7 protein-coding genes and 1 pseudogene are annotated in these 5,784 nt (G+C 69.4%); 3 read left to right on the top strand and 5 right to left on the bottom strand.

Going from position 1 to position 5,784, the window contains the following annotated elements; all coding sequences use genetic code 11:
* Together VFA16_RS09610 and VFA16_RS09615 are read right to left on the bottom strand one after the other, a co-directional pair.
* A partial coding sequence (locus VFA16_RS09610; RefSeq protein ID WP_324967588.1) for a type II CAAX endopeptidase family protein occupies positions 1 to 659 on the bottom strand: 659 nt, incomplete at its 3' end.
* Positions 660 to 685: 26 nt separating this feature from the next.
* Complete coding sequence (locus tag VFA16_RS09615; RefSeq protein ID WP_324967589.1) at positions 686 to 1,459, bottom strand: DUF2470 domain-containing protein; 774 nt, start codon at positions 1,457 to 1,459, stop codon at positions 686 to 688.
* A gap of 85 nt (positions 1,460 to 1,544) precedes the next feature.
* Between VFA16_RS09615 and pheA the strand changes: the two genes are divergently transcribed.
* Together pheA and VFA16_RS09625 are read left to right on the top strand one after the other, a co-directional pair.
* Entirely contained in the window at positions 1,545 to 2,486 is a 942-nt protein-coding gene (gene pheA / locus VFA16_RS09620; protein WP_324967590.1) for a prephenate dehydratase, read from the top strand.
* Positions 2,483 to 3,172, top strand: coding sequence for a histidine phosphatase family protein (locus VFA16_RS09625; RefSeq protein ID WP_324967591.1), 690 nt, complete (start codon positions 2,483 to 2,485; stop codon positions 3,170 to 3,172). Before pheA ends, VFA16_RS09625 begins: the two co-directional genes overlap by 4 nt.
* A 6-nt stretch (positions 3,173 to 3,178) precedes the next feature.
* Here the strand turns inward: VFA16_RS09625 and VFA16_RS09630 are convergent, their stop codons facing one another.
* The 3 genes from VFA16_RS09630 to VFA16_RS09640 all read right to left on the bottom strand — a co-directional run bounded on the left by VFA16_RS09630 (position 3,179) and on the right by VFA16_RS09640 (position 5,167).
* Positions 3,179 to 3,376 carry a hypothetical protein gene (locus VFA16_RS09630; protein WP_324967592.1) on the bottom strand — a complete coding sequence of 66 codons (198 nt, stop codon included), beginning with the start codon at positions 3,374 to 3,376 and terminating at the stop codon, positions 3,179 to 3,181.
* Positions 3,377 to 3,438: 62 nt separating this feature from the next.
* Complete coding sequence (locus tag VFA16_RS09635) at positions 3,439 to 3,789, bottom strand: metallopeptidase family protein (protein ID WP_324967593.1); 351 nt, start codon at positions 3,787 to 3,789, stop codon at positions 3,439 to 3,441.
* 4 nt (positions 3,790 to 3,793) lie between these two features.
* Positions 3,794 to 5,167 carry a septum formation family protein gene (locus tag VFA16_RS09640; protein ID WP_324967594.1) on the bottom strand — a complete coding sequence of 458 codons (1,374 nt, stop codon included), beginning with the start codon at positions 5,165 to 5,167 and terminating at the stop codon, positions 3,794 to 3,796.
* 116 nt (positions 5,168 to 5,283) lie between these two features.
* On the opposite strand from VFA16_RS09640, the pseudogene VFA16_RS09645 reads away from it, so the two are divergent.
* Positions 5,284 to 5,784: pseudogene (locus VFA16_RS09645) on the top strand (serine--tRNA ligase); the annotation flags it as partial.

Here is a 5,784-nt window from a genome sequence, read left to right on the forward strand (position 1 = left end):
CGCTGCCACGTGTACCCGAAGACCAGGCCCATCGCGAAATTGCCGAGCCCGGCGCCGAAGCCCTGGTAGAGGTGGTAGGCGCCGCGCAGCAGGCTTGAGCAGCCCACCGCGACGCGTGGGGCGATACCCAGTTGCCGCAACCGGGTCAGCAGGTAGCCGACGACGACGACCTCTTCGGCCCAGCCGTTGGCGAAGGCGCTCACCACCAGCATCGGGATACGCCACCAGGTGTCCCTGAGGCTCGACGGGACCACCGATGCGTTGAGCCCCAGCTTGCGGGCCAATAGATACAGCGCCAGGCCCGGTACGCCGATCAAAAGTGCCAGCCCGATGCCGCCGAGGAGGTCGGCGCGCCAGCGAAACCGGCCCAGCCCGATCCGCGCAGGGCTAAAACCGCTGCGCCACAACAGATAAAGGGCTAGCGCGCCCCATGCGATCAGCTGGGCGGCGAGCGCGACGTTGAGCCCGAGGTCGATCAGGTCGAAGTAAGACCGCTTGGGGTTCAGCGGAATCCGCTGCTTGCTCAGATTGCGCAGCACCGAATCGGCGAGCTCTAGGATCGCGGTGACGGCGCTGAGCCCGAACGTGACGCTCAACACGACGGCAACTTCGATGCCCAGCGCGCGGCGCTGCAGCAGCTCAGTCTCCGGCGCGCTCACCCCGACACGGTAACCGCAGCGCTGCGTCAGAAGTGGCGGGCGCGCAGGCCGTTGGCGAACGGGCAACCCATCAGCAGTCGGATGGCTTGGCTCAGGCCGGTCACGTCGTCAACCGGCTTGCGGAACGGCAGGCGGACGTCACGGTCGCCGTCGGCAGTTTCCACCCGCAGGCGCACGCCGTAGCGGTCCAATCCCAATGGACGCACCTGCCCGCGCCGAAGCGGCGCGGGCAGCTTAGATGCCAGCCGCGCGACCACATCGCGATGAGCGCTATCCAGATGCCGCAGCCAGCAGGACTCCATCGCGCAAAACGGGTCCGGCCGGGCCGCCAGCAGGGCCGCAACCTCGACGGACTCGGCCCCGGAGGCGTCGGTCACCACCACCGAATCGATCTGCAGGCGCAGTAACGCGTAGCGGGTGTCGTCGCCGCTCGGTTTTGAGGCCGGGGTCTGGATTTGCAGCAGCGCCGGGTTGGGGTCCTCGGCGGCGATCCTGTCGAGCAGCGGGCCCACCGCGGCCGGCGGTACGGACCGCAGGCGTCCGCGCATCCAGACCAGCGCGCGCACCGGTTCGCGCAACGGCAATGGCGCATAGTCGGCCAACTCCAGCACGGCTTGCCTGCCGCCGCAGGCAGGGGCGTTCAGCGGCACTGCGACGGCGATGGAGCCGTCGTCGAGCAGGTGATGCAGGGGAGTGGTGACCGGGTCGGCACCCTCGACCGCCAGCAGCGCGCCCCCAGCTCGTGCGCAGGTACTCCGGATCCGCTCTGCGGTCGTCGGCGCAATGCTGGCAGCGGTCATCGAGCCTCCTAGGCGACTAAGGTAAGCCTAACTTAACTAACCTGCGCGGGGCTCCGCAAGACCCGAGACCGGATAGTGTTTGATCGTGGCCCGCATCGCTTACCTCGGTCCGGAAGGGACGTTCACCGAAGCAGCGCTGCGACAGATGGCTGCAGCCCGCTTGGTCCCCGACCATGATCCAGAGACCTTGCGGCCGTTGCCCGTTGACAGCACACCGGCGGCACTCGACCGTGTCCGGGACGGCGCGGCCGATTACGCGTGCGTGCCGATCGAGAACTCGATCGACGGGTCGGTGGCGCCCACATTGGACAGCCTGGCGAGCGGCTCGCCACTGCAGGTGTTCGCCGAGGTGACGCTCGATGTGGCTTTCACGATCGCCGTGAAGCCCGGTCGCAGCGCCGCCGAGGTCCGCACGCTGGCCGCCTTCCCGACGGCCGCGGCACAGGTACGGCGGTGGCTGGCGGCGAACCTGCCCGGCGCCGAACTGCGGCCGGCGAACTCGAACGCCGAGGCTGCGCAGCAAGTCGCCGACGGCGGCGTCGACGCCGCGGTGAGCACAGCGCTGGCCGCCGAGCACCTCGGCCTGGCGGCGCTGGCCCAAGGTGTCGTCGACGAACCCAACGCGCGCACCCGCTTCGTCCTCGTCGGGCCGCCGGGACCGCCGCCGCCCCGCACCGGCGCCGATCGGACCTCGGTGGTATTACGCATCGACAACGTGCCCGGTGCGCTGGTGTCCGCGCTGACAGAAGTGGGCATCCGCGACATCGACCTCACCCGCATCGAATCCCGTCCCACCCGAACCGAATTGGGCACTTACATGTTCTTTTTGGACTGCGTGGGCCACATCCACGACAGCGCCGTCGCCGAAGCGCTCAAGGCGTTGTACCGCCGCTGCGCCGACGTGCGGTATCTGGGTTCGTGGCCGACGGGCTCGCCAGCCGGTGCGCTGCCACCGGATTGCGACGAGGCGGCGCGGTGGTTGGCGCGGGTGCGCGAAGGCAAGCCGGTCGAGGGGTTCGGTCGATGAGTGGTCGGCTGGTGCTGGTGCGGCACGGCCAGTCCTACGGCAACCTCGAGCGCCGGCTGGACACCCGCCCGCCCGGAGCGGGGCTGACACCGTTGGGGCGCGATCAGGCCAGGGGTTTCGCGCGAAGCGGCGCGACCCGACCGGCGATGTTGATGCACTCGGTGGCAACCCGGGCGGGCGAGACGGCGGCGGTGCTAAGCGCCGAATGGACCATGCCGGCCCGCGAAGTCGAAGGCATCCACGAGGTGCAGGTCGGCGAGCTGGAAAACCGCAGCGACGACGAAGCGATCGCCGAGTTCAACGCCATCTACCAGCGCTGGCATGAAGGCGAGCTCGACGTGCCGCTACCTGGCGGCGAGACCGGCAACCAAGTCCTGGATCGCTATGTGCCGGTGCTCACCGACTTGCGGCTGCGCTACCTCGACAGGGACGACTGGACCGACGACATCGTCGTCGTGAGCCACGGCGCCGCGATCCGGCTGGCCGCTGCGGTGTTGGCCGGAGTCGACGGCAGCTTCGTCGTCGACCACCATCTGGGCAACACCGAGGCGGTGGTCCTGGCCCCGATCACCGACGGGCGGTGGAGTTGTGTGCGGTGGGCCGACCAGACCCCGCCGTTCTATCCCGAGCCGGAGCCCACCCCTATCGCGGACGCGGTGCGCTCCAGCACCGACCCAATGGGCTAGCGGGGATCAGATAGCGACGGCCAGCGCGGCCGGTTCACCACACGCGCAGCCGACGGCATCGCAGTCGACCACGAAGTCATGCGGCAGCAGCTCCGGGCTGGTGCAGCCGTCCTCGGTGCACTCTGAGCGGCGCAGCGAATGACGAATGACGGTGCCGTGGCAGTGATCCAAGCCTGCCCGGCAGTCGCGGCAGGTTGTGCTCATGGGCCGTTCTTAGCACTGTGCGCCGACAAACCCGGCGATGCCACGCCCGAAGTGGCGGTTGTTTAAGCCCAACCCAATTCGTGCAGCCGGTCGTCGTCGATCCCGAAGTGGTGCGCGATCTCGTGGATCACCGTGACCTTCACCTCGTCGACCACCTCGTCGTCGCTGTCGCAGATGTCCAGCAGCGCGCCGCGGTAGATCGTGATGGCGTCCGGCAGCGATCCGGCGTAGTTCGAGTCGCGCTCGGTCAGCGCCACACCCTCATAGAGGCCGAGCAGGCCGGGGTCGTCGGGATGGCGGTCGGCGACCAGGACGACGACGTTGTCCATGACCGCCGCGAGTTCCGGAGGGATCGCGTCGAGCGCGTCAGACACCAGTTCGTCGAACCGTTGCGGGTCCATCCGCACGGCCACCCGGCTAGCCTCCCGGCGCGGGCTGGGCAGGCGGCGGTGGCGGCGGTGCTTCCGGCGCAGGTGGTGGCGGCGCCTCGGGAGCCGGGGGCGGTGGCGGTGCTTCCGGCGGCGGTGCTGGCGGCGGATTGGCGGGCGCTGCCGGCGGCGGGTTAGCGGGCGCGGCCGGTGCCTGGTTGGCCGGCGGCTCGGGCGGGGCGGCAGGCTGGTTGGGAAGATGCTGATTGCCCTGCCGTTGCTGCGTCGTCGGCGTGGCCGGGGACGCCGGTGACGGCGCACTGGCGGCGGGCGGCGACCCGGAGATCGGCGGGAGGTTGAGCCGCTCCGGTGGGATATCCGGCGGCGGGACCGGTGGCTGACCGTTGATCAGCAGCGGCCCCTTGGCGCTGTTCAGCAGCGTCGCCCAGCCGCCGTTGCCCAGCGTCGCGCCGATGCTGCAGGCGACTTCGTGGCTGCCGGCCGACCAGCTCGGCAACGAGATCGTGCTGTAGATGAGCGTCAGCGTGGTGGTGCGCAACTGGACCGGCGCCAGGTACGCGTCGGTGAGCCGGGTGCAGGTGTCCTTGATGTAGGTGTCCTGTTCGGGCTCCGGCGGCAGCGCGTCGTGGAACTTCTCGGCCAGGTTGACGGTGCCGGTGACTTCCATGGCGTGCGGTGCCGCGCAGTCGACCGGGACGTCGGTCGGCTGGTTGGCGGACAGGTCGATACCCAGGCACGTGCCAGCCGGCCAGACCTTGGACTGGTCGAGGTCGGCGACCTTGCCTTTGAACGCGACCTGCTGGTTGTCGGCGCCGGGCAGCTGCAGCCCGCATAGCATGCGGCGTTCACCGGACTGGCGCCACGCCCGGTCACCGGACCACAGCATGCTGATGCTGAACTTGCTGTTGGGGTCGAACCGGGTGCCGAGGTAGCGGCGCACGGCGGCTTCGCACTGCTCCTGGCTGATCTGTTCGATGCGCGCGGCCGACGGCGGGGCGGCGTCGGGCCCGTATTCCGAACCGGGGAAGGTGCGCATGTCGATGGACTCGGCGACCTCGAACCGGTGCTCGTCTTTGCAGTCGACGATGGTCGCGGCCTCAGGCATCCGCTCCGGCCACATCAGGCAGTTACCGGCAGCGGCGTGGTTGAACGCTTCGTTGCCTTTCGCGCCGGTGCTCGGCACCGGGTCGATGTAACCGGCCAGCCGGCCGGGCCGGCTACCGCCGATGGGCGCGACGGTGACAATTCCGGCGATGAGTAGGCCACCGAGAGCGGTCAGTAGCAGTGCGCGCCTGGTCGACGTGGCGTGCAAACTGTGCAGCCAGTCGAGTCGTGCCAGCCAGTGTTTTGGCTGCTCGGCGGGCGGGTGTTCCCGCTCAGGTGCGTCTAGCATCCGCTCCATTCTGACAGGCGCCGCCATACGCAGCGAACGGTGTTACTTATGGTGCAGTTGTGGTGGGGAGTCGACCGGGTTGCCCGCTAGATGTTCGCCGGCGTGAGCAAAAGTAGGGTCAGGGCGTGATCGACCTGAGACTTCTGCGCGACGATCCCGACGCTGTACGCCGCTCCCAGATCAGCCGCGGCGAGGATCCGGCAATTGTGGACGCGTTGCTGGCCGCCGATACGGCCCGGCGCGCGGCGATCGCGCGGGCCGATTCGCTACGCGCGGAGCAGAAGGCCGCCAGCAAGAAGGTAGGCGCCGCATCCGCTGAGGACCGCCCGGCGCTGTTGGAGCGGGCCAAAGACCTGGCCGAGCAAGTCAAGGCCGTCGAGTCTGAGCAGGCCGACGCCGAGGCGGCGTTCACCGCGGCGCACATGGCGATCCCCAACGTCATCATCGAGGGCGTGCCGGCCGGGGGAGAGGACGACTACGCGGTCCTAGACGTCGTCGGGGAGCCGGCGGGCATCGAAAACCCCCGGGACCACTTGGAAATCGGCGAATCGCTGGGCCTCATCGACATGGCGCGCGGCGCCAAGGTGTCCGGGTCGCGGTTTTACTTTCTGACCGGCCGGGGCGCG

It is taken from the genome of Mycobacterium sp., from assembly GCF_035653355.1.
In the GTDB taxonomy this organism is placed as follows: domain Bacteria; phylum Actinomycetota; class Actinomycetes; order Mycobacteriales; family Mycobacteriaceae; genus Mycobacterium.

Excerpts from the sequence above, each read along its gene's own strand:
- VFA16_RS09640 (WP_324967594.1), bottom strand. The coding sequence starts at position 5,167 with ATGGAGCGGATGCTAGACGCACCTGAGCGGGAACACCCGCCCGCCGAG.
- VFA16_RS09625 (WP_324967591.1), top strand. The coding sequence starts at position 2,483 with ATGAGTGGTCGGCTGGTGCTGGTGCGGCACGGCCAGTCCTACGGCAAC.
- VFA16_RS09615 (WP_324967589.1), bottom strand. The coding sequence starts at position 1,459 with ATGACCGCTGCCAGCATTGCGCCGACGACCGCAGAGCGGATCCGGAGT.
- VFA16_RS09630 (WP_324967592.1), bottom strand. The coding sequence starts at position 3,376 with ATGAGCACAACCTGCCGCGACTGCCGGGCAGGCTTGGATCACTGCCAC.